Origin of the sequence: Paenibacillus sp. OK060, assembly GCF_900101205.1 — a bacterium.
In the GTDB taxonomy this organism is placed as follows: domain Bacteria; phylum Bacillota; class Bacilli; order Paenibacillales; family Paenibacillaceae; genus Paenibacillus; species Paenibacillus marchantiae.
Map to the genome: position 1 here is coordinate 82,586 of NZ_FNFR01000005.1, position 20,644 is coordinate 103,229.

At 45.4% G+C, this 20,644-nt stretch carries 20 protein-coding genes; 4 read left to right on the plus strand and 16 right to left on the minus strand.

The annotated features are described in order from the left end of the window. Positions 1-109 precede the first annotated feature (109 nt). Positions 110-1,189: a coiled-coil domain-containing protein gene (locus BLS14_RS19010; RefSeq protein WP_090953450.1), complete on the plus strand. Its 1,080-nt coding sequence runs from the start codon at positions 110-112 to the stop codon at positions 1,187-1,189. On the opposite strand, the gene BLS14_RS19015 is transcribed toward BLS14_RS19010, so the two are convergent. Together BLS14_RS19015 and BLS14_RS19020 are read right to left on the minus strand one after the other, a co-directional pair. Continuing rightward, positions 1,181-2,461, minus strand: coding sequence for an extracellular solute-binding protein (locus BLS14_RS19015; protein WP_090953452.1), 1,281 nt, complete (start codon positions 2,459-2,461; stop codon positions 1,181-1,183). The two genes, BLS14_RS19010 and BLS14_RS19015, sit on opposite strands and share 9 nt — an antisense overlap. A 221-nt stretch (positions 2,462-2,682) precedes the next feature. Next, positions 2,683-4,017 carry a PhoH family protein gene (locus BLS14_RS19020; protein ID WP_024628438.1) on the minus strand — a complete coding sequence of 445 codons (1,335 nt, stop codon included), beginning with the start codon at positions 4,015-4,017 and terminating at the stop codon, positions 2,683-2,685. A 153-nt stretch (positions 4,018-4,170) separates the two neighbouring features. Here BLS14_RS19020 and BLS14_RS19025 point away from each other — a divergent pair, with 153 nt between their 5' ends. Continuing rightward, entirely contained in the window at positions 4,171-4,866 is a 696-nt protein-coding gene (locus BLS14_RS19025) for a YhcN/YlaJ family sporulation lipoprotein (RefSeq protein ID WP_064636421.1), read from the plus strand. A gap of 7 nt (positions 4,867-4,873) precedes the next feature. Here the strand turns inward: BLS14_RS19025 and BLS14_RS19030 are convergent, their stop codons facing one another. The 6 genes from BLS14_RS19030 to BLS14_RS19055 all read right to left on the minus strand — a co-directional run bounded on the left by BLS14_RS19030 (position 4,874) and on the right by BLS14_RS19055 (position 10,647). Next, positions 4,874-5,326, minus strand: coding sequence for a pyridoxamine 5'-phosphate oxidase family protein (locus tag BLS14_RS19030; protein ID WP_063567005.1), 453 nt, complete (start codon positions 5,324-5,326; stop codon positions 4,874-4,876). Between the two features lie 99 nt (positions 5,327-5,425). Further along, entirely contained in the window at positions 5,426-6,487 is a 1,062-nt protein-coding gene (locus BLS14_RS19035; RefSeq protein ID WP_063567006.1) for an LCP family protein, read from the minus strand. A 90-nt stretch (positions 6,488-6,577) separates the two neighbouring features. Next, on the minus strand, positions 6,578-6,874 hold the full coding sequence (locus BLS14_RS19040) for a YlaH-like family protein (protein WP_053781242.1): 297 nt from the start codon (positions 6,872-6,874) through the stop codon (positions 6,578-6,580). Between the two features lie 311 nt (positions 6,875-7,185). Beyond that, on the minus strand, positions 7,186-9,027 hold the full coding sequence (gene typA / locus BLS14_RS19045) for a translational GTPase TypA (RefSeq protein ID WP_063567007.1): 1,842 nt from the start codon (positions 9,025-9,027) through the stop codon (positions 7,186-7,188). 177 nt (positions 9,028-9,204) lie between these two features. Beyond that, positions 9,205-9,699 carry a hypothetical protein gene (locus BLS14_RS19050; RefSeq protein ID WP_063567008.1) on the minus strand — a complete coding sequence of 165 codons (495 nt, stop codon included), beginning with the start codon at positions 9,697-9,699 and terminating at the stop codon, positions 9,205-9,207. Between the two features lie 288 nt (positions 9,700-9,987). Beyond that, positions 9,988-10,647 (minus strand): TerC family protein, encoded by a 660-nt coding sequence (locus tag BLS14_RS19055; RefSeq protein WP_063567009.1) that lies wholly within the window; start codon positions 10,645-10,647, stop codon positions 9,988-9,990. A gap of 105 nt (positions 10,648-10,752) precedes the next feature. Between BLS14_RS19055 and BLS14_RS19060 the strand changes: the two genes are divergently transcribed. Continuing rightward, positions 10,753-11,454: a TerC family protein gene (locus tag BLS14_RS19060; RefSeq protein WP_090953454.1), complete on the plus strand. Its 702-nt coding sequence runs from the start codon at positions 10,753-10,755 to the stop codon at positions 11,452-11,454. 130 nt (positions 11,455-11,584) lie between these two features. Here the strand turns inward: BLS14_RS19060 and thiI are convergent, their stop codons facing one another. From thiI to BLS14_RS19090, 6 genes are all read right to left on the minus strand, one after another. Next, a complete protein-coding gene (gene thiI / locus BLS14_RS19065; protein ID WP_090953456.1) occupies positions 11,585-12,829 on the minus strand; it encodes a tRNA uracil 4-sulfurtransferase ThiI in 1,245 nt (414 codons plus the stop codon). 6 nt (positions 12,830-12,835) lie between these two features. Beyond that, complete coding sequence (locus BLS14_RS19070) at positions 12,836-13,984, minus strand: cysteine desulfurase family protein (RefSeq protein WP_090953458.1); 1,149 nt, start codon at positions 13,982-13,984, stop codon at positions 12,836-12,838. Positions 13,985-14,158: 174 nt separating this feature from the next. Then, positions 14,159-14,920 carry a lytic transglycosylase domain-containing protein gene (locus tag BLS14_RS19075; RefSeq protein WP_090809936.1) on the minus strand — a complete coding sequence of 254 codons (762 nt, stop codon included), beginning with the start codon at positions 14,918-14,920 and terminating at the stop codon, positions 14,159-14,161. Between the two features lie 242 nt (positions 14,921-15,162). Continuing rightward, complete coding sequence (locus BLS14_RS19080; RefSeq protein WP_371121652.1) at positions 15,163-15,582, minus strand: hypothetical protein; 420 nt, start codon at positions 15,580-15,582, stop codon at positions 15,163-15,165. Positions 15,583-15,616: 34 nt separating this feature from the next. Next, positions 15,617-15,835, minus strand: coding sequence for a DUF1540 domain-containing protein (locus BLS14_RS19085; protein ID WP_064636410.1), 219 nt, complete (start codon positions 15,833-15,835; stop codon positions 15,617-15,619). Positions 15,836-16,002: 167 nt separating this feature from the next. Beyond that, complete coding sequence (locus tag BLS14_RS19090) at positions 16,003-16,509, minus strand: YpuI family protein (RefSeq protein WP_063567014.1); 507 nt, start codon at positions 16,507-16,509, stop codon at positions 16,003-16,005. Positions 16,510-16,797: 288 nt separating this feature from the next. On the opposite strand from BLS14_RS19090, the gene BLS14_RS19095 reads away from it, so the two are divergent. Next, the gene (locus tag BLS14_RS19095) at positions 16,798-18,675 is read left to right on the plus strand and encodes a S8 family peptidase (RefSeq protein ID WP_090953460.1); all 1,878 of its coding nucleotides are present in this window, start codon (positions 16,798-16,800) and stop codon (positions 18,673-18,675) included. Positions 18,676-18,771: 96 nt separating this feature from the next. On the opposite strand, the gene BLS14_RS19100 is transcribed toward BLS14_RS19095, so the two are convergent. Continuing rightward, positions 18,772-19,029, minus strand: a complete 258-nt coding sequence (locus BLS14_RS19100) for a hypothetical protein (RefSeq protein WP_064636406.1) — start codon at positions 19,027-19,029, stop codon at positions 18,772-18,774. Positions 19,030-19,113: 84 nt separating this feature from the next. After that, the gene (locus tag BLS14_RS19105) at positions 19,114-20,634 is read right to left on the minus strand and encodes a MocR-like pyridoxine biosynthesis transcription factor PdxR (RefSeq protein WP_072734498.1); all 1,521 of its coding nucleotides are present in this window, start codon (positions 20,632-20,634) and stop codon (positions 19,114-19,116) included. Positions 20,635-20,644 lie beyond the last annotated feature (10 nt).

Here is a 20,644-nt window from a genome sequence, read left to right on the forward strand (position 1 = left end):
ACTTTGTGTTATGTAACCACTACGGATATTTCACGTATCTATTTCATATATTGTCTGGAAGAGATAAGCCTGTTCGCATCATATGTAGATATGGAAAGGAGAATGATGGGTGAAACGTCGATACGGCATTCCTGGCTTCATCGTATGTATTATATTTTTGATCCAGCTACCTTGGACTTATGCCTATGGAGAACCTTCATCTGAGGAAACACGCGAAATACTGCAACAAAGCCTATCCATCGTCGAAATCGATCATGAAATCGAACGTATTGCAGCCAAACAAAAACAGCTAGACGAACAGCGTCAGACGTTATCCATTCAACTTCAGGAACAGGAAGACCAGATACATACTCAGCAAGACCGAGCGGGTGCAGTTGTAAGATCCTACTATACCGGGGAGCGTGATAGTCTCTTGATGACGGTACTGGGGGCAAGATCCTTTAAGGACCTGTTCATTCTATACGATTACTATCAGATTATTATTGGCAGGGATCAGGCTGTACTGGACAAGTATCAGGATCGATATCGCACCATGCAGCAAACGTCTGCCCAGATTAATCAGACCTCTGCAGAACTGTCTGAACTCAAAAACAATCTTCAAAATCAACGTGAACGAGTACTAGCTTTGCAGAAAGAAGTGGACGGAAAAGTAGCTGCCAGCGGGGATGCTGCAGCCATGCAGAAGTTGATGGATGAGTTGACTATCTATTGGGAGAACATCGGCATATACGAGGTCAAGCGATATTTTAAAGCATTGGCATCAGCTATGCAGAACCTGCCACAGTTTATCCAGGAACAAAACGGAGGAATCTCCACTACCGGAACATCGTACACCATTCGAATTGGACAAGATGAGTTAAATACGTTTCTACGATCACAGAATCCGATCTTTGAAGACTTTGCCTTTCAGTTCGACAAAGATCGAATCACTGCTTCTGGGCAGCGTGATCAGTTGCAATTAAGCATTGAAGGCCATTATACGGTTGAGAATGAACCTCAGAATTCAATTCGATTTCATGTAGATAAACTTGTGTTTAATCAGTTAGAACTGCCCGATACCACACGTCGTATGCTGGAACGAGAATTCGATCTCGGATTTTACCCACAGAAGATTCTGTCGTTTGTCAAAGCCACAGAGGTATCCACAAGCGAAGGCATACTTGAAGTCAAGCTCGCCATTTCATTTTGACGAGCTTTGCAAGGCAATAATGCTTTTGACGTACTGATTAGCCGTGATCTCTCCCGCGAGAAGTTGTTGGATCTTCTTTTGAAAGGCAGAAGTTAGTATAGGACTTTCCGTCATAACAGCCTGCGAAGAGTCAGCTGGAAACCAGGATTTTACATCCGTCGTATTATACTTCGTTATTAGTTTCTGTGACTCAAGATCTAGTTCCTGTTGCTTTGCTGGTAAATAGTTAGCCTGTTGGTACCACTCCGATTGCACGGCAGAGGATGTCATCCCTTCAATCCAGCGGCTGGCCTCTTCCGCCTCAAGTGATCCAGCTGCGATAACAAGACTTCTTGATCTCAGCGGTTCTAACGCACTGAGAGCTATCTTCTCCGATGATTCCTGTTCGCCTGCCACGCCTTGATCTCCACTCAACAAACGAGACAGCAACGTTACTACCATAGGAACTCCCGTCTGCTCACCCGAAGAAGAGATCGTCGGATTCATTGATTCGACGTTAATATGCGACTGGATCTGATCTATCAACTGTATGATCTGTTTGTACGCCTCCGTTTGCGAAGAAGTTTGCGCTTTCTTAATTTTGTCGGGAGCCATGCCTGGATCAAACTGATTCAACCACGCACTTACCGCGTGAGGGTCATTTAAATTTATGCTTATTAAATCCGTTTCATCCTGCGTTGCTTGTTGTACAAGTTTGTTCCACTGTTCCTTATTTTTGGGTAAACCTGCCAAACCGGCTTCGTCCAGGAATGGAGAGCGAGCTGCAAGTACATAAGCGTCAAAATCAAACGGCATCCCCCATTGGTAACCATTCCACTCTGTCATTTCTCGTAAGCCTACCACAGTTTCTCCCAAAGACTTGGACAGTGTTGTACCATTCAACGGATACAGATGTCCTTTTTTGGCATGATATTGAACTTCCGCGCTATCCAGAAGAACGATATCTCCGCTTTCTCCTACCGAAAATTTATTATCAAGCACTCGCTTATATGTATCCGGCTCCAAATTCCGAAGACTGATTTCCACATGTTGAGAAGTTGCTACTTCATTAGCCATCTTTTTAAATGATTTAAAGTCGGTCTCAGACATCGAGACTACAATCTCTAGTGGGGCATGTTGGTCTTCGCTACGAGATGACGTGTTGGGAAATGCATCTTTTTCCTGATCTCGTTCCTGATTAAGCTGTGAACCTCTAAAATCAAAGCTGGGAGACAGAATCGTTAACGAAAGCAGCAGCACTGCGAACAAAACAACCTGGTGTCCACGCTTCATTAACTTCCCCTCCTTGCTCCCTAATTTTTTCCTGCAACACTCATTGTAACAAATAAGTAGTGCTCTTGTCCTATCCTGCCAAAAAACAGTTTTCCGATATTTTGCATACTTCGAGCATATCGAGTTCTGTGCAATAACTGATTTTTATTTTTTCAGCAAAAAAACCGGCTCGAAGAGCCGGTTTAATAGAAACATTTTCCGGGAAATAACTTTCCGTTACCTTACAATAAATCTGCTGCAAGCTGAGCCAACTTGGAACGTTCTCCTTTTTCCAGCATAATGTGTCCGCTGATTCCCTCTTGCTTGAATCGCTCCACAATATACGTCAGACCATTACTTGCTGAATCCAGATAAGGATGGTCTATTTGCTCAGGGTCACCCATCAAAATAATTTTACTGCCTTCGCCCACCCTCGATACAATGGTCTTCACTTCATGTCGAGACAGGTTCTGCGCTTCATCGATAATGATAAACTGTCCTGGTATAGACCTACCACGAATATAAGTGAGTGCCTCAACTTGAATACTGCCAAGACCCATCAAAATTTTATCAATGTCGCCTGCTTTTTTTGTATCAAACAAAAATTCCAAGTTATCATAAATCGGCTGCATCCATGGTCTTAGTTTTTCTTCTTTTTCACCAGGGAGATAACCGATATCTTTCCCCATCGGAACAACTGGACGAGCGATCAATAATTTTTTGTACTTATGATCATCCTCCACTTTAAGCAAACCTGCAGCAAGCGCCAACAAGGTTTTCCCTGTACCCGCCTTTCCTGTAATCGTGACAAGTGGAATATCATCATTCAGGAGCAGTTCTAGGGCCATACGCTGTTGCGCGTTACGTGCACTGATGCCCCATACATTATCATTACTCAGGAACAGTGGTTCCAACTTCGTTCCTTCTGTATTTACTTTGAGCAAAGCCGATTTATTGGTTCCCATCTCATCCTTGAGAATTACAAATTCATTCGGGTAAAGCGAATAAGACAACTGTAATGGTTTGATCGGTAGAAAGCGATATGTGTAAAACTCATCAATGACCGAAGGATGAACCTTGAGGGCAGTGTAGCCTGGATATAATTCACTGAGACCTGCCGTGCGATCTGATAAGTAATCCTGTGTGAAAAGACCGAGTACATCCGCTTTGATACGAACAAGCACATCCTTGCTGACCAGAACCACCTGTCGTTCAACGACCTCTTTCTCATTTTCCTCAATCTGATAATTCAGGGCGACGGCCAAAATCCGATTATCGTTGGACACTTCTCCAAACATTTCCTGTACTTTCACAAAACTACGATGATTCAGTTCCACTTTCAGATTGCCTCCATTAGCTAAAGGGACGCCACTGTGCAAATGTCCCAATTCACGCAACCCATCAAGAAGTCTCGATACATTACGGGCATTACGCCCAATTTCATCGGCATTTCTTTTTTTGGAGTCGATCTCCTCCAGTACAACCGCGGGAATGATTACCTCATGTTCCTCAAAGGCAAATATGGCATTGGGGTCATGCAGAAGCACGTTCGTATCCAATACAAAAATCTTTTTCATTCAATCCCCTCCAAAGCGGCGTCGTTAAAGGCATGGATAAGTTTGATCTTTCAGCAGCGACATGGACAATCATGCTCCCATACATAAATGTATTCGACTAGGACAAAATAATTGTCAACCATTCTGAAAAACTCCAGGAAAGGATGAACATTTATGAAATATTGGGTTTGCACGCTGCTTCTGATCTTTATACTTACAGGCTGCAACAGTTCTACACGTAATGCCTCGCAGCAACAAGGTCAGCATGCCAAAGGTTACGGAGGAAATGTTACAACTCAGCAAGACCAAAGGAAAGGATCTCACATGCTCAATACTCAGGAAGATCGGTTGCACCCTTCAGCTGTGGACCATCTGACCGAAAATACAGGTGAGGTTCATGAAAAAAACGTCATGGACAACACCAAGGCCGATCGGATGCCAAATGAAAAAAGGGTCACCCACCTCAAAACACTTGCCAAGCAAGTGGAAGGTGTCAAAGATGCCAACTGTGTCATTCTTGGAAATACAGCCGTAGTTGGCATTGATGTTGACGGTGAACTGGAACGTGCACGAGTAGGTACAATTAAATACTCAGTAGCCGAAGCCCTCCGCAAAGATCCGGAAGGTGTGGATTCAATTGTTACCGCAGATGCTGATGTCACCGAGCGTATTAAGGAAATCGGTGAACATATTCGTCAAGGTCATCCAATATCCGGTTTCGCTTCAGAACTAGCAGACATGGTGGGCCGGATCATTCCCCAACTACCCAAAGATGTCAAAGTCCGTCAAAATCCGGATGAACATGTTGAACGTGAACAACAAATGCAGCAGCTGCATTCTTCTGACAAAAGACAACAAAAAGCCCAGTGATCTCTCACTAGGCTTTTTTCATTGCAGTAAAAACCTGCTCATCTAATTTCTCAGCAGCACGCTGATCATATATTTTGACAAATTGAGGCACAGAAGATAGCTGGGCTCCATAAAAAAGGGCATTCCTTACCGCTTCAATGGAAATGTCGAAACAGCACATATTAAACGGAACATCCTGTAACGGATTTTGTCGTACGGAAGCACGTCCGTTTACCGCATACACCATCTCTTCTCCAAAAATGGTGACCGTAATAGCCGGATTCTCGATCATATTGTTCACGAGACGTGAACGATGATCAATCGCCACACGAAGGGTAGAAGCATTCTCCGCATAAATCCAGGAGATTGCTGTTGATGTCGGACCTCCAGATTCAATGTCCACGGTGCTCAAGAGCACAAAGGTTTCGTTCTTGAATTGCTGTAAAAGAGATTCAGTCAATTGTGTGACGGCTTCGGACATCCAACCAGCCCCCTAATCTTCTTTATGCAATTCTTGATTCGTTGTTGATGATATTATAGCATACCATCAAACTCGCTTCCAATCCCAAAAGAATGAATGTTACTCGGCTGTTGGAGATGCCGTTACTTTACCTGAAAGTGTATCCTGCAACGCCTGTTTGGCATTAGCCAATTCAGTTTCGTTGATATATACATATGGACTTCTCCACTCTCCGGTTACAGGTGTGTAGTGCACATCCGATTTGGAAATATTCCAATAGGTTGAAATGAAGTTCTTCATCTGCTCCGATTCCACGTCTGTTGTCATGTTATCGTCAACAGCGCCTATCACTTTACCAATCTTCGTTACGCCTCCCAGTGATTTCAACTGATCCAACATAGAATTCAACACTTGATTCTGACGTTTATTTCGGTCAAAGTCGTTGGATTCATCTGTCTTCGGCTTACAATTCGATTTACGGTAACGAACAAAATCAAGTGCTTCTTTTCCATCCAAATGCTGTGCACCAGCTACCAGGTTAATATCCGTGCCATCGGCCGTATCTTTGTAACACATGTTTTTATCCACTGTCACATCCACGCCACCTACAGCATTAACCGCATCACGGAACGCTTGAAAATTCAGTACCGTTGTATAATTGATATCCACATTTAGATATTTGCCCATCATTTCTTTCATTTGTTCCTCTGCATTTTTGCCAGAGGTTTTTTCTTGGGCTTTAAATTTAGGATAATAGGAATTTAATTTATTCGCCTTATATCCATCCAACTGAATACGGGTATCCCGAGGTAAAGATACAATGGTTGCCGTCTTGGTCTCCGGATTCAGAGAAGCTACCATAACCACATCCGATAGATACGTACCTGTTTCGGGACGGTTATCCGTACCTAGCAGCAACATCGTAATGGGTTTGGTTTTCGCTGACATTCCAGCCGGTACTGGCTTGTCAATGCCCGTATCAGCTACCTGATTGTATACCCAATAGAGATATCCGCAGCCTACCACAATTGCAATAACCAATAAACTTAAAATCAGTCTGCCAAAGGTTCGCATCTTTTTCTTCTTCTTTGGTTGCTTGCCTTTGCCGTTCTTCGATCCAGAAGCGCCGGATTGAGTCGGTGCCTGTCTCCGTGGAGGCAGTCCGTTCGAATTCGAGTTCATATCTTCAACACCTTTATCACATCTGTTTTGGCCTATATATAAGACAACCGCTTTCCCTAAGGAAAACGGATGGTCTATACTATACAGAATTTATGAGTTTCGAGCGGCAGCTTCCGCTTTTTTCTTTTGACGACCTTCAATAAAATAGCGCACTCTCACTAACAGCATCAAACCAACAGCCACCAGCAAACATTGAATAATTGGCAACTTGTCGATTTGAAAAACAAGAAGCATGAATGTGCCCATCGCCATCAATATATAGAGAACGATTTCCTTACCAAGTGGCAATTTCTGACGTACCCGAAACACCTTGTTATATACGTAAGTAATCAATACAAAGATGACGATGTAGGCTACGATCGGGTTTGATGCGAACCATGCTTGCATGCACAGCCAGCTCCTTTCGTGTTCATGCTAGATATAAGTTAACTGGTTGATGGAACCACACCAACAACATAAATTACAAAACTCTGCATGTGACCATTTCGGATTCGGATTGTTCTTTCGGTCGCTGTTATCCCCATATTTTTTTGATCCATTTCTCAATGGTAAAATCCGGGGATAAAGGCGAACGCTTCGCTCCTACAGAATCGATTCCGAATCCTCCACTACTTCAGCGGGTTGTAATCGACGTCGATGGTGTATATGTGTTCCATCAAACGTTAACTTATATCATTTATTTTAGTTGTAGTTAGGTGTTATTTTGTAGCCATTTTGCGTTGTTTTTCTGCACGCTCACGCTCGGATTTGTTCAGGATCTTCTTACGGAGACGAATAGATTTTGGTGTAATCTCACAATATTCATCTTCATTCAGATATTCAAGCGCCTGTTCCAACGAGAAGATAATCGGAGTTTTAATTTTAACCGTATCATCTTTACCAGAAGAACGAACGTTAGTCAGTTGTTTTTCTTTGCAGATGTTAACAACGATATCATTGTCACGTGTATGTTCACCAACAATCATACCTTCGTAGATTTCAGTACCCGGCTCCAAGAAGAGCGTACCGCGATCCTCAACGCCCATCATGCCATAGAACGTAGATGTACCAGTTTCAGTTGAGATCAGCACGCCTTGGTGACGTCCACCTACTTGACCGGATACTACTGGAGCGTAGCTGTCAAATGCATGGTTCATTACACCGTAACCACGAGTCAATGTCAGGAAGTTGGTGCTATATCCGATCAAACCACGTGCTGGAATCAGGAACTCCAGACGAACTTGACCACTACCTGTGTTGACCATGTTAACCATCTCTGCTTTACGTGCGCCCAGGCTCTCCATTACGGAACCCATGCTTTCTTCAGGGATATCAATCAACAAGCGCTCTAGAGGTTCCATTTTCTTACCGTCAACTTCTTTAACGATAACTTCTGGTTTGGATACTTGAAGCTCATATCCTTCACGACGCATATTTTCAATCAGGATACCTAAGTGAAGCTCACCACGTCCAGAAACGACAAATGCATCCGGGCTATCCGTTTCGTCAACACGAAGGGATACGTCAGTTTCCAATTCTTTGAACAAACGCTCACGAAGTTTACGGGAAGTTACCCATTTACCTTCACGACCTGCGAATGGACTGTTGTTCACGAGGAACGTCATTTGCAGTGTAGGCTCATCAATTTTCAAAACTGGAAGTGCTTCTGGGTTGTTCGGATCAGCGATGGTTTCACCAATGTTGATGTCCTTGATTCCTGCAATCGCAACGATGTCACCTGCTCCTGCTTCTTCCGTCTCAATACGTTTGAGACCCTGGAAACCGAACAGTTTCTCGATACGTGCAGTTTTGCTCTTACCATCACGCATAATAACCGTTACCGATTGTCCTTGACGGATCACACCGCGGTTAACACGACCAATGGCAATACGGCCAAGGTATTCATTGTAGTCCATCAAAGTAACGAGGAATTGAAGTGGTTCTTCAACATTTTCGGTAGGGTGTGGGATATGACTAACGATGGTATTGTAAATCGCCATCATGTTGTCATCCTGTTTTGCAGGATCATTATCCATGCTGGATGTTCCGTTCAATGCGGAAGCATATACAACAGGGAATTCAAGTTGTTGATCGTTGGCACCCAGTTCAATGAACAGGTCCAGTACTTCATCAATAACCTCAGTCGGACGAGCCGCTGGACGGTCAATTTTGTTTACAACAACGATTGGTGTCAGGTTGTGCTCCAAAGCTTTACGAAGTACGAATTTCGTTTGCGGCATACATCCTTCGTAAGCATCAACAACGAGCAAAACGCCGTCAACCATTTTCATGATACGTTCCACTTCACCACCAAAGTCGGCGTGTCCTGGTGTATCCACAATATTGATCAGGTAATCTTTATAGGTAATAGCTGTGTTTTTGGCCAGAATCGTAATACCGCGTTCACGCTCCAAATCGTTGGAGTCCATTGCGCGCTCCTGTACCGTTTCGTGATCACGGAAAGTACCGGATTGCTGGAGCAACTTGTCGACGAGCGTTGTTTTCCCGTGGTCGACGTGGGCAATAATCGCAATATTGCGAATGTGTTCTCTTGAATGCATGGTTTGTATCCATATCCTTTCCAATTTCAATTCTTATCTACTAAACTTCCCGCAAATTCGCAGGTTACTCACCCAAAATAAGCGTCGGTGATATCCCGACGCATGCCTATATCCCTTATATTATAGTTGATCATAGGTAAAAATCAAGATATTTCGCTTGAAAGACCACTGGGAATGTTACCAGCCTCTCCCTTGGCGTCCTCGGCCAAACAGCAACCACATCCCGCCTACAATCAAAATTACCGCCAGCACATAGATAATACCGGTGTGAAGCAGTGTAAATCCGAATAAAATAATTGAAAGGATGCCAACGCCCAATGCCACCGGAAGTACCATTGCGGGTCTTCGATGATCAGCCAGTGCATATTCAAGCAAACCAACGGCAATTCCAAGCAAAAAAGCAGGCCACAGGTTGCTCATCAATCCGCTGCCCCATGTATTCGTGATTCCGAACAACAGACCATAGACGGTTAATGTTCCTGCTGGAACGAGTGACCATGATGGCGTGAGCCTTGCATAATATAATGCATGAAGAGCAATACCAGGCAACAAGATGAGCAAAGGCCAGAAGTGCCGTCCAATAAAGCCAAACACACCTAGTTTACCGAGTAAAATTATTAAACCTGCAACAAAAATAAATATTCCGATTGCTTTTTCATTTCTCATCCTCATCTACAATCACCTCTTATAACATTTGGCTATGTACCCCGTAAGATAAACTATAAGCACACCATGATGACTGACTGTTCCCAGCCTTCTTCTAGTGTAGCCGATGTGTATGCAAAAAACTACACTTTATGTCGTACTTCGCCTCTCTCCATTATCCTGTATTACCCTAAAATGATCGGTCTATGACTTATTCAAGTTCACCCATTTCTTCTGAACAAATAAATACAGCAAAAAACTGCCCTTTACGGGCAGTTCGCCAGAAAATTCACATTTCCATTTGCTCAAATCAACTTACACGTTTCGACGAACAAACTTGTGCGCTCCTCCAATCGCAATTACAAGACAAGCCATAGCTACAGGCAGCAGTGTATGTGCCTCAGCTGCCAATCCACCGAGCCACTGTCCCAGCTTCGGATCATTCATCACCATCTCACCTGCTGTGAAGGCTAGAATACCTGAACCGGCAAATACCAGAATCGGAAACCGCTTCAACAAACCGACAATTAATCCGCTGCCCCACACCACAATCGGAATACTTATGGCAATTCCGATGACCGTGAGCGCCAAATCCCCATCCGCCAGCGCAGCAATCGCGAGAACGTTATCCAGACTCATAACAAAGTCAGCAATCAAAATCGTTTGGATCGCTTTCCAGGTCGTGGACGCCTTACGAATATGTACTTCATCTTCATTCTGAAGCAGCAGCTTGACAGCAATCCAGAGCAACAGCAAACCACCAGCCGCCTGAATAAAAGGAATACCCAACAGCAGCACAGCTGCAAAGGTTAACAAACAACGCAAAACAACCGCACCGAAAGCCCCCCACCATACCGCCTGCTTGCGCTGTCTCGCCGGCAAATCCTTGCTTGCAAGGGCAATAACAACCGCATTATCTCCACTTAGAACCAGATTGATCATTAATATTTCGGTTAGCAGCCATAGCGTATCCATGCTTCTCATCCCCCCACTCTAACTTGTATGTCAAAGTTGTCCATGCTATTCTTAAACGTTGAACAAGCTTTCTCAGGTTTGGATATATAGAAGGAGTGACATCGTATGGAGCTGTTTAGCCCCGCTTTTTGGCTAGCGTTGTTGAACGTTGTATTTATTGATCTAATTTTGGCTGGCGATAATGCCATCGTGATTGGTCTCGCAGCTCGAAATTTGCACCCTTCTGTGCAAAAAAGGGCGATTCTTTACGGAACAGGCGGCGCACTTTTGATTCGCATTGTAGCCACCGTGATTGTGCTCTGGCTGCTTAAAGTGCCATGGCTACTCCTTGTTGGGGGATTACTCCTGATCTGGATTGCGTACAAGCTATTGGCAGATCAAGGGGAAGAGCATTCGAATATCAAGGCTGGCAGTTCTCTCTGGGTAGCCGTGCGAACGATTGTCATCGCAGACGCTGCCATGGGACTGGATAACGTCATCGCCGTTGCTGGTGCAGCACAGCAGCACTTAGTGCTTGTTATACTCGGACTGCTGATCAGTGTACCTATTATCGTGTGGGGCAGTACGTTGTTTATCAAATTAATTAACCATTTCCCTTGGATCATTTATCTTGGAGCTATCGTGCTTGGGTATACGGCTTCAAACATGATCACAGAGGAGCAGCGTCTTGTACCTTTCTTCACTGAGCATCCGGCACTGAGAATCTTATTTATCGTTCTCGTTACTGCTGGTGTTGTATTTGCAGGATATCGCAAACGTGCAAGCAGCAATAAACCAGGTGGAGAACGGCAGCACTCCTATTCCTAAGCTTTATTAAATGGGATTCCCATCAAACACAACCATAAAAAAAGGACTGACCGATAATACATCGGCAGTCCTTTTTCTTCAAGAAGATAACATAGTCCTTATTATGTTATTCAATCCAGAATACGGTTCCTCAGAACCACTCTTCTTTCATGCCATTAACTTCATTCTGCTGATTGGTGACAATAAAGTTTTCACCTGCATGCAGCGTAATTGTTTCTGTCTGCTCCACCGCCTGCTCCACCCATTCCGGCAGTTGACTCATGGTTGCTTCAATCTTGTCCACAATGCGAAGATTCGGATTGGTGGATGGGGATTTCGGTACAAAAAGAGTACAACAGTCTTCATATGGCAGAATCGATATATCATACGTCCCGATCTGTTTGGATAAAGTTATAATTTCCTGTTTGTCCATCATGACAAGTGGTCGCAGCAGCGGCAGATCCGTCGCACGTCCAATGACATTCATGCTTGGCAGGGTCTGGCTCGCTACCTGACCCAGACTATCTCCGGTAATCAGTGCAAGCGCACGCTCACGTTCAGCCAGCTTGGTTGCAATACGTAACATGGAGCGGCGCATCAGTGTGATGATCAAGTTATCCTGTCCCAGTTGGGTAAATGCAGTTTGAATTTCCGTAAAAGGAACCAGATGCAGCTTAATTGTGCCTGCATGATCAGCAAGTGCACGCGCCAAATCAATGACCTTTTCTTTGGCACGCTGGCTTGTGAACGGATAACTGTAAAAGTGTACACATTCCACTTCCAGGCCTCTACGCATCGAAGACCATGCCGCTACAGGGCTGTCTATGCCACCCGATAATAACAGCATCGCTTTTCCATTTGTGCCAAGGGGGAACCCGCCTACGGCCGGAATCACCTCACTGAAGATATACGTACCCTGATCCCGAATTTCCACGCGCAGTTCAATGTCAGGTTGACGCACGTCGACGCTTAACTGCTGGAATTTCCGAAGAATCGGAGAACCTACCAGATGGTTCATTTCATGCGAAGAATTGGGGAACTCTTTCCAAACACGCCGTGCATTAACTTTAAATGTGGTACCGTCTTTGAATTCAGACTCTCTTTCATCCATAAAAGCAACGGCTGTCTCCACGATTTGGTCAGTCTCCGATGGGGTCACTTTAACCGGACTGATCGACATAACGCCGAATACTCGTTTCAGCACAGCGATCAGCTCTGTATGAGATTCGCCACCCAGATCAACATACAACCGTCCAAACTCCTTCCGCAGACTTGCACCTGGATAAGGTTTGAGCAGGGAACGTACCTGGGTGATGATTGTTTTTTCGAACCGGGCACGGTTTTTTCCTTTTAACATAAACTCTCCGAAACGGAGAAGCAGCATATCATATTTCATCTAAAATCACATCCGCCTTTCCAACGGGCGCAGCTGCGCCACCATCTGATGTAAAGCCTGCTCCAGCAGTGCCACATCTTCTTCTGTATGTTCATCTCCAAGACTAATACGCAATCCACCAGCAGCACAAGCATTATCCCTGCCCATGGCAAGCAATACCCTGCTGGGTTCAGCCGATCGCGAAGAGCAGGCAGATTGTGTAGAAACAGTTACTCCAAGCTGTTCAAGGGTATGCAGCGCCACTTCTGCCTTCATTCCAGGATAGGAAAAATGAACAATGTGCGGCGCACCCTCCTTACGACTATTTAACACAAGTCCGGCAATAGTATCTATGACCTCCATGATACGATCTCGCAAAATCGTTGTACGCTGTGCAAAGTCAGCCTGACGTTCCGCAGCGAGACGCATCGCCTTCGCCATACCCACAAGCAAAGGTACATTTTCAGTACCCGCTCTTAGTCCCTGCTCTTGGGAACCCCCTGACAGTAAAGGCGTTAGCTCGACTCCACTTCGTACGTAGAGAAGACCAGCTCCTTTGGGACCATGAATCTTGTGAGCAGACAAGCTGTAAAGATCCGCGCCCCATGCCGCAGGTTTAGCCTCCATCTTGCCAAAACCCTGCACACCATCTACATGAAAAAGCACCTTTGGTGCTTCCTTTTTCAGTCGTACACCGATTTCAGCAATTGGATGTATCGCTCCTGTTTCATTGTTCACATGCATCAGACTCACAAGCACCGTATCCGATCTTATGGCATCCACTACCTGCTGGGCGCTAACTAGACCATCGGAATCCACGGGAAGCCAAGTGACCTCCCATCCCCACTGTTGTAGCTGCACAAAACTCTCGTAAACTGAAGCATGTTCCGTTGCAGTTGTAATGATGTGTTTGCCCCGAGACTGATACTGTAATGCCGCCCCTTTAATGGCAAGATTGTTGCTCTCAGTTGCGCCTGAGGTAAATACGATTTCTTCCGGTTTCACATCAATTGCGGCGGCACAACCAGATCGCGCTCGGCGCAACAATTGATGGGCTCGCTCACCATATCCATGTATCGATGACGGATTCCCATATTGCGCCTCCATAATCTCGGCCATTGTACGAACGACATCCGGATGAGGAGGCGTCGTTGCTGCATAATCAAAATATTTCAAATGAGGTTCCCCTCCTTGTCTCTTCGTTGTGGAATCTACAGTGAGCATTGTAACACGATCCCCGCTCAACACAAAAAGACCAAACAGGAACTAAGCACATTTAAGACTGCTGTTCCCGCGTTTGATCTCTTCCTGGGCGTACTGTTGTGTTGCCATTTCTTTGGTCTATACCATTTATACCGAATATTTCGACTGTGCTTTCTCCACTTTGGAGATATAAGCTTGTGTTTCCGAAGGGAGGCGGTTAAGTACACTCATCAGTTCAGCGTCACTCGATACACCCAGACTCGAAACCCGTCCCGGTCCGGCATTATAAGCAGCAAGTGCCATCTTCACCTCGCCACCAAAACGCTGGAGCTGGAGAGAAAGGTATTTGGTTCCACCATCTATATTTTGAGCGGGATCGTAAGCGTTGCTTACTCCCAACCCTGCTGCCGTCCCATCCATCAACTGCATCAGTCCTTTGGCACCTGCGGAAGACACTACATTTGGATTGAAACCGGATTCTGTATCAATAACCGCCTTGATCAAAGATTCAGGCACCCCATATTTGGCGCTCGCTGAGGCAATCAAAGATTCAAAATCTGTAGGTACAGATGCACCCGAATCGACTGCTCCAGTATTTAACAGGGAAGATAAAGAAACCACATTACTGTTCGAGGAAGAAACAGAACTTGCATCCGGGTTATACATGCTGCCCAGTTGCAGCCACAACAGACCGTCACTGGATCGTTTGGAGATCGCAGCAGAATTCACTTCTTCGCCTACGGTACTAGTATTGTTCAAAGTATTTGAATTCGTCCCGAGCAGCCCGTCCATCATACTGGCAAAATCCACTGTTGAAGCGGAGTTTCCATCCGATGCATTTGTTTCGTTGAGACTATTGGACAATTGCAGTTCCAGCAACTGCCGCGACGCGCGCGGATCAATCTGCATGAGTTATATTCACTCCCGTATAATGTAAACGTAGATTATGACTTTATTCTACATTATTTTACAGGCAGGTTCCATTGTTTTCAAAAAAATAGACCGATTTTACAACTTCATTGCGTATATGCGAAAAAACCTTCTGCAATCCCCCCTTAAGTAAGGTGGAAGCAGAAGGCTGCAAATAACCAACTCATATCCAGTTCGGTTATCATTTTTTGTACTGATAATCAGATCATGTTTTTGCTTTATTAACGGGCGAATGGAATCATGAAGAAATAGCTAAGTGTTGCCACTGCGCCAAGTCCAATGGACCACGCACCCGCCGTTTTCCGGCCATTGACGTAAGCATAGTAACCAAGTACCGCTGCAGCTGGACCAAGGACAATGGACCACATAAATAAGGATGCGATACCAAAGGCCAGACCCATATATCCGGAGATTCGGCCAGTAGATTTCATGACACCGTCGTCATCTTCACGCTTCACAGGGGTATGATCGGTTCTTTCCGTAGGTTCTGTTCGAATAGAACCTGTTGGGGGCGCTACCTCTGCACCATACTCTTCCCTGTGGCTACGTCTTGGATAGTCTACACGCTGACGCTGCTTTTCATCTAACGGAGTCGTTTTTGGACGTTGCAACGGGTGATCATCTCTACGGTCATTATTCAATGCAAAGCACCTCCATATAAATGGGAATGACTGCTCATTTCGGTTTGAATGTGTGACAGCAAGTTGCAGATGAAGTACGGGCATGATCATGATGATCAGAATCAAAGGTCTCTCCGGCAAATTCCTCATGTAAGCGACGGGTGGCATGTTGGTCAATGTCAATCATGATGGCATCAGCCTGGCAGAAATTGTTTTCTCCCCAAAAGTGGCAGTTAGCAACACTGCATTTGACGATCGGCTTCTCTTGGCTCATTTTTATCACCTCGACATCTATTGTCTCCGCACCGTAAATCGGCTATTCTCCATCGAAATGCCAGATGATGACATGCTCCTTTATCCGCGATGCCAGTTGAAAGAACACGCAAAAAAACCGCCACAAGGGCGGTTTTGTCCAATTCGCATATAAGTTAAAAAATGTATTTACGCGTGATTGCGTTGATTTTGCATCCGACGCTGCGTGAGGTAGTCACTTTCATAAAAGGCCAGATCATCACGCAACTCTTCGTACGTTTTTGATATTTCAAGAATAACATCCCGTACTGCACGAATTGGCTTATCACGGAATCGGATCGCATCCTGACCAGTGTAAGCATATCTTCCATCTTCGGAGTAACATTCATTTTTAGGATAAAAAAAGCTGTTTATGCTTTGATGGTATGTGTTATAGAGAGCCTTTTCGGCAAAATCGACATCAAAATTGGCACGACGCAGCACAACGCCAAGTTTTTCGTAAGAAACTTCAGAAAAAACGAGCAAATGACGGAGATCCGAAAGAAATCCTTTGTAGAAGGCTGATGACTCCTCCGTCTGATTCTGATCCAGTTCAGGCAAGGCATTTTCATTCAAAAATTTTTCGATCCGATCGATAGCCGGTTTTAACTTTTCCCTAGTTGACTCACATGTTTTCTGTACATTGGCTGCTGACATAAAGGTAGCTCCCCCTTAAATAAGTCCTTACATATAGATCGGCCAACGGGAGATTCTCCCCTGACCTTGAATTCTCAGGTACTATCCTACCATAAAAAGATGACGAGCGGTATCCCTTAATCAGGCTTTCCCTTTCTGTCCCTGAACATGCCCATTACACACAGCTCACCTGATGTTCACCTGCATAAAAATAACCGCTTTTCCTAACGATAGATATATCCAGTGACAACGATGAAATCAGAGCACTGTAAGATGATTGTCAAAATAAACGAGGAGGTTCCATCCCCTATGTCCAGACCGAAATGGGTTAACTGGGCCATTGCCGCGGGTGCGGGCGCACTTGCCTTGACGCTTTTGCTTCCGACGTCCAATCGCCCTGTTCCTGCTCCAAGTGCCATGCCCGATTCTCCACACGAGGAGCATGCGAGCAAACAACGTCTTAAAGTTCAGGATGTAAAGTCAACCAATCTGCTGACCCGTGCGGATGCCAAACAACATCTTAACATCATGCTTGAGAAGACCTCCAAAATGAACGATGTGCAAATAAGTCAATACGTTAAAGAGCTACAACAAACACATGATCATATACGGTCTATTGATGTAATGAATACCAATGGATCTCGGAGTCGGCACTTTGACAAAACAGCAGCAAAAGGAAGCAAAATGGAACAGCAAAAGCTGGAACATTCTCTCGCCCTAGCCAAAAAAGCTGTGAGCAAACGTCAAAGCTTCGAATCTTCTTCCTTTCCTCTCGGCAAGGAAAAGTTTTTTGTTATGGCGCAACCTTCCAAGGATGGAGAACGTGCCGTCATCGCTCTGTTTAGCCAAAATGTACTGAATGCCGTGGAACAGCATCAGCGCAAAAATTTGCGCATGATCCCTTATCCGCGTGAAGGTAAATTCAAAATCGAGTCTGTGCACCCCGACACCCTTAAAGAAATCACTGTAAAAACAGGACATGATAATGCCAATGCCAGCCATTTTTACGAAAATGAAATCGTCATCCGTTTCCGTCAGGATCCAGGTGAACGGGATATGCGCATCATTAAATCTGACCTGCGGACGCAATCGGCACGCAAACTGGGATACACGTATGTTTTTCGGTCGGAAAATATGAATTATCAACAATTACATGCTTATTTCGAACGTAAATGGAATCCGCTGTATATGGAACCCCACTACATGTATTTAACCAATGAAACCGTACCTGAACAAAAAGATGTAACCGTGCCCAATGATATTTTGTTCTCCGACTACCAATGGAACCTGCCCGCCATTGAGACTAACCGTGGCTGGAATATTACGAAGGGCAACAAGGATGTTATCGTTGCCGTGGTAGACACCGGCGTCGATCTGACTCATCCTGATTTGAAGGGCAAGCTGCTGAAAGGTTATAACGTTGTCGATCCAGCGAGCAAACCACTTGATGACGTAGGACATGGTACACATGTAGCAGGCATCATCGGCGCTGTTGTGAATAACAACGAAGGTGTAGCAGGCATGAGCTGGTATAACAAGGTACTACCTGTTAAAGTGCTCGACAATTCGGGGTCAGGCACAACCTATGCTGTAGCAGAAGGCATCATTTGGGCCGCTGATCATGGAGCCAAGGTCATTAACATGAGTCTGGGTAACTACGCAGATGCCCAATTTCTTCATGATGCTATCAAATACGCTTTTGATCGCGATATCGTATTAATTGCAGCGACCGGTAACGATAATACGGAGCGTCCGGGATACCCTGCCGCTTATCCAGAAGTATTTGCGGTATCCGCTACGGATGCGGACATGAACAAAGCTTCCTATTCCAACTACGGGGATTACGTCGATGTGACGGCTCCAGGCTCCAGCATTGCAAGTACGTATCCGAACAACCAATATGCAGCCTTGTCCGGAACGTCGATGGCAAGCCCCCATGTAGCGGCACTTGCAGGCTTGATTCGCTCACTCAATCCTGATCTGACCAACACAGAAGTCATGGATCTCATGCGTCAAAGCGTCATAGATCTCGGAGACCCAGGTCATGACAAGTATTTCGGTTATGGTCAAATCGATGTATTTAAAGCATTGGAGGCGGCCTCTGGTAACAGTGCCCCACTCCAGTTCTGGCCACAACATGTGAGACAGCAAATGGATAATACAATGAAAAAGTACATCAAACAATAACCGTACACTGGATATAAAAAAACAAAAGCAGCTGCGCCCCGGGGCGTATGCTGCTCTTTGGTATGTTTACCTATTTCCCCGGGGCACCCGCTGCGACTAGCGCTTGCGAGAAGTTGTGCGGGATTTGCTTGATTTTTTCACGGATTTTTTCTTACCGTTGTGGCTTGAAACATAACAAGGATCTTCTTCTTTGACCACGACAGGATACATGTGATGATGGATCGGCACACAGTGATGTTTTTTGATGACTTCGATCGGGTGAATTACGGGTACGATTTGTGGGATGTAATAATCTTCAACAACCTGGATTGGGTCACAAACAATCGGACAAAGCGGTGGACAGAAATGGTTCATTTCAAACCAACTCCCTTTCAAGTGATACTATAACGTATTGCACTGGGTCCAATGTGGATTGGATGTATGTCCGTGTTCCAAAAATTAAATAAGCGGGAGCCTGTCCGCTTTAGCCCCACCCTGTTGAGGGGTAATGTTCTTAATAACCCTGCATAATACCCGTAGACCTTCACATAACAGCTCCTGATTCGTAACCGTGAAGCAGATCCGCAGACTCGCCGTATCCGTTTCCCCTACATAACAGGCAGAGCCAGGTAAAAAGGAAACACCTGCGGCAAGTGACTGGCGGTGCAGTTCACGCATATCCAAACCATCAGGCAATTGCAGCCACAAGTTTAGTCCACCATCAGGCAAAGTCCAGTACATCCCGGGAGAACCATGTTCCTCCAGTACCGTTGATGCGGCAAGAAGCCGGGAATATAACTCATCCCTCAATCGCGCTGTATACGCACTGTATTGATGCTGTATGAACGATTGCAAGGCCTTTTGTGTAAGCAGCGGACTCCCGAGATCCGCAGTGGATTTGGCTGCAACAAGTCGGGTGAGCACACTTCCGTCTGCAACCGCACACGCCACACGGCAGCCTGGAGACAGTACTTTGCTAAAGCTTTTGATATATATCACATGCCCCGTCCCATCCATGGATTTAATGGAAGCAGGGGGAGGATCACGGAAATACAGATCGGCGAACGGATCATCCTCCAGGATGAGACAATGATAACTTTGAGCAAGATTAAGCAGTTGCGCACGCCGTTTGGCACTCATCGTAATGCCTGTAGGATTGTGAAACGTAGGAATGGTATATATCAACTTGGGCGGGTATGTATCACATAACCGGGTTAACAGATCTATACGCATACCTTCGTCATCCATCGGCACCGTAATAATCTTTGCTCCTCTGCTTGTAAACACATCTATTGCTCCGGTATAGCTTGGTGCTTCCATGTATACGACGTCACCAGGACCAACAAACGTACGCGCGACAAGATCGATTCCCTGCTGGGTACCGCTCGTAATCAGCATCCGTTCGGGCATTACCCGCAAACCTCTTTCCGCAAAATGCCCGGAAAACGTCTGACGCAGTTCGCGATCTCCCTGAAAAGACCCATAGGCAGCCATGCGCTCTGGATGATCCGAGGAAAGCCGGTACGCACTATCGATAATCTCTCGGGTTGGCAACAATTCAGGCTGAATTGCCGACATATGCAGCTCATATCTAACTTGTGGAGATGCATCAAAATGTCTCCAGAGCTGAGCTCGGGGCAAATAATCCACAAGGGCCATCTGCCAGTTCCAAGGTGTGCTGGATTCATTTTTTGCATGAGTGCGGTGAGTCCTCTCCATATCCTCCGTTATCTCCAGCTCATGCGCCCCCCGTACATAACAACCCTTCCCCTGGGAACACGTAATTAGCTGTATGGCTTCAAGCTCGGCATAGGCTTTGGACACAGTGACCAGGCTGACGCCCAGATCTGTGGTCATTTTACGAACAGACGGCAGACGGGTTCCAGGCTCGATTAGTCCAGACCTTATTCGGTCAGCAAGTGTAAGGGCAATCTGAACATACAATTTGGTGCTGCTTCCCCGTTTCAATTCAATATGCACACATGCACCC

Bases quoted from the DNA above. Each gene is read 5' to 3' on its own strand.
- BLS14_RS19015 (WP_090953452.1), bottom strand. From the start codon at position 2,461: ATGAAGCGTGGACACCAGGTTGTTTTGTTCGCAGTGCTGCTGCTTTCG.
- BLS14_RS19020 (WP_024628438.1), bottom strand. From the start codon at position 4,017: ATGAAAAAGATTTTTGTATTGGATACGAACGTGCTTCTGCATGACCCC.
- BLS14_RS19025 (WP_064636421.1), top strand. From the start codon at position 4,171: ATGAAATATTGGGTTTGCACGCTGCTTCTGATCTTTATACTTACAGGC.
- BLS14_RS19030 (WP_063567005.1), bottom strand. From the start codon at position 5,326: ATGTCCGAAGCCGTCACACAATTGACTGAATCTCTTTTACAGCAATTC.
- BLS14_RS19035 (WP_063567006.1), bottom strand. From the start codon at position 6,487: ATGAACTCGAATTCGAACGGACTGCCTCCACGGAGACAGGCACCGACT.
- BLS14_RS19040 (WP_053781242.1), bottom strand. From the start codon at position 6,874: ATGCAAGCATGGTTCGCATCAAACCCGATCGTAGCCTACATCGTCATC.
- typA (WP_063567007.1), bottom strand. From the start codon at position 9,027: ATGCATTCAAGAGAACACATTCGCAATATTGCGATTATTGCCCACGTC.
- BLS14_RS19050 (WP_063567008.1), bottom strand. From the start codon at position 9,699: ATGAGGATGAGAAATGAAAAAGCAATCGGAATATTTATTTTTGTTGCA.
- BLS14_RS19055 (WP_063567009.1), bottom strand. From the start codon at position 10,647: ATGGATACGCTATGGCTGCTAACCGAAATATTAATGATCAATCTGGTT.
- BLS14_RS19060 (WP_090953454.1), top strand. From the start codon at position 10,753: ATGGAGCTGTTTAGCCCCGCTTTTTGGCTAGCGTTGTTGAACGTTGTA.
- thiI (WP_090953456.1), bottom strand. From the start codon at position 12,829: ATGAAATATGATATGCTGCTTCTCCGTTTCGGAGAGTTTATGTTAAAA.
- BLS14_RS19075 (WP_090809936.1), bottom strand. From the start codon at position 14,920: ATGCAGATTGATCCGCGCGCGTCGCGGCAGTTGCTGGAACTGCAATTG.
- BLS14_RS19085 (WP_064636410.1), bottom strand. From the start codon at position 15,835: ATGAGCCAAGAGAAGCCGATCGTCAAATGCAGTGTTGCTAACTGCCAC.
- BLS14_RS19090 (WP_063567014.1), bottom strand. From the start codon at position 16,509: ATGTCAGCAGCCAATGTACAGAAAACATGTGAGTCAACTAGGGAAAAG.
- BLS14_RS19095 (WP_090953460.1), top strand. From the start codon at position 16,798: ATGTCCAGACCGAAATGGGTTAACTGGGCCATTGCCGCGGGTGCGGGC.
- BLS14_RS19100 (WP_064636406.1), bottom strand. From the start codon at position 19,029: ATGAACCATTTCTGTCCACCGCTTTGTCCGATTGTTTGTGACCCAATC.